This is a genomic window from Bacillus sp. REN10 (genome assembly GCF_016820555.1).
GTDB lineage: Bacteria > Bacillota > Bacilli > Bacillales > Domibacillaceae > Bacillus_CE.
This window is the reverse complement of record NZ_JADHDW010000032.1, coordinates 1-1,987: the sequence shown is the minus strand read 5'-3', so window position 1 is coordinate 1,987 and position 1,987 is coordinate 1. Positions and strand designations below refer to the sequence as shown.

Genomic DNA, 1,987 nt, shown 5'->3' with positions numbered 1-1,987 from the left:
TTTTGATGGAGGTTATCTGATCGAATTTATTATACACGTATGTGTACTTATTATCTTTTGTCCGATTACCGTTAGCATCGTATGAATAGGTTTGTCCATTTACAGATGTTAGACGGTTGTTGGCATCATAGTCGTACGTTGTGTCAGTCGTTTTTCCATCTTTGACGGTTGTTTTGGTTTTGCGATTTCCAACGGCATCGTAAGTGTATGATTCGGTTAATTGGGCAGAAGAAATAGTTTGTGATTCTAGTTGATTGGTTTTATCATACGTAAAAGATTTGTTGCCAGTTGAACTAGTCACCGAGTTGATATTTCCGTTCAGGTCATAACCCAAGGTTTCGTCCAATAAGACGGTCGTGCCTTTGGTAATTTTTAGGTTATTTGATTGTTGGGCGTCGTTATAGGTGTAGGTAGAGAATAATTTGAATCAGTTTATATAGAAGAAAAGCGATGTCATTCGTTAATGAATGATACCGCTTCAGTCTGGTAAAGGCTATAGGCCACCATTAATATAATCTATAGTCTGAGATTCTCAGCTATCGCTGGGAATTAAAATTTAATTTCTTTATTTAAAAATAACTAAACTATACTGAAACAGTGGCGGTCCATTGACTTGATTTTGATTTTACTACAATTAAATTTTCATTTTCCCATTTGAGCGTTCCTAAAAACCTTGAATACACAATTTCATTTCCAACCTCTTCAACTAATAACTGGTCAAGTATTCTGAGGCCTTTCTCATTGTAAACTTCACAGCGTAACTGAAAACCTTCAGAACGATGAATTCCTTTTAAAATGGCTAATTGTTTGCGATTAGGACTTTTCTTGGGAGTTTGACCAACTAAAAAAACAGCCTCGTAATTTTGTTTCACAATTTCTCCAAGTGCTATTTCAACAAAAGCCGAGATGGTTGATGCCGACAAACTTGAATGTTTTTGCAAAATGGGTGTGATATACTGATGAATCAACTTTGTGAACTCTTGAAATTTTTCCTCATTAGAACCTAAGTTGAAAAAAGACATATAGTCATACGGAATTGAAACTTCAATTTCTTTAAGAGCATAATCTTCATCATAAGAGAATGTTTTCTTAGGATTTGCTAGACAGTAGACAATAATGGTATCAAATTCACCTAGCTTTACGCCTAATTCGCTCAATTTTTTTGAAAAGATCAATTCAAAAATTCTCATTTTATGGACGTTATTATAATGCTTTTTGGGGCGCTGTTTCCCCCAGTCACTAAATTGAATGTTTAGCATGTAGTCACGCTCTCTTTCTTATCACCACGGAAGCGGTTTTTTATGATATCGAGGTGGGAATCTACCACCAGCTTTGGCTATTCTATTTACATGTCCTTGTTCCCATTTTTCAGCTTTTCCCCTTGTCATATTTCTCTTTACAATTCTAGTATGATATGTTCCTCCATATTTTCTAGCCCATTTATCCGCTTGTTTAGTCGCTCTATATGACTTTCCAGACTTAGATATTTTCCATCCACTGATTCCGACTTTCACTACACGCTTTTGTCCATTCACTATTTTATATATCTCGTAACCACGATTCGCTTTTTTACTCTTCCGGCTATTCCCATGGATTTTCTTGACTAATCCGATCCCTTTTTTAACTGCTTTTCCTTTTCCTCCGCCGACAAATCCAAAAGTTGCTGCAGCTGCTATTCCTCTGGCACCTTTACCAGATTTATAAGCTTGATAGCCACTATAAGCCGCAAAACCAGCATTAATTACAAGCCATGCACAATTCCCATCTGGATCAGTCATCATAACTGGGTTATTGTTTGCATAAGCGTAACCATTCTGTGTCTTCGGATCGTTCGTGTCTCCACCTTCTGGATCTACTGTGAGGAAAACTCCTTCTGCTGGCTGATAATAGCGTGCAATCAGATAGTATAAACCAGTCTCAATATCATAACGATAGCCTTTGTAGCGGATTGGGGTTTCCCCTGCCATTGAACCACTTTCGGAAAGAA

The 1,987-nt window shown here is 37.0% G+C and carries 2 protein-coding genes and 1 pseudogene; all 3 read right to left on the bottom strand.

Features of this window, described 5'->3' with window-relative positions:
• Window positions 1-370 (bottom strand): annotated as a pseudogene (locus IRB43_RS17540) (hypothetical protein); the annotation flags it as partial.
• Window positions 371-584: 214 nt separating this feature from the next.
• On the bottom strand, window positions 585-1,259 hold the full coding sequence (locus IRB43_RS17535; protein ID WP_203364734.1) for a hypothetical protein: 675 nt from the start codon (window positions 1,257-1,259) through the stop codon (window positions 585-587).
• 21 nt (window positions 1,260-1,280) lie between these two features.
• On the bottom strand, window positions 1,281-1,987 hold a 707-nt coding region (locus tag IRB43_RS18040), incomplete at its 5' end, for an RHS repeat-associated core domain-containing protein (protein ID WP_203364733.1).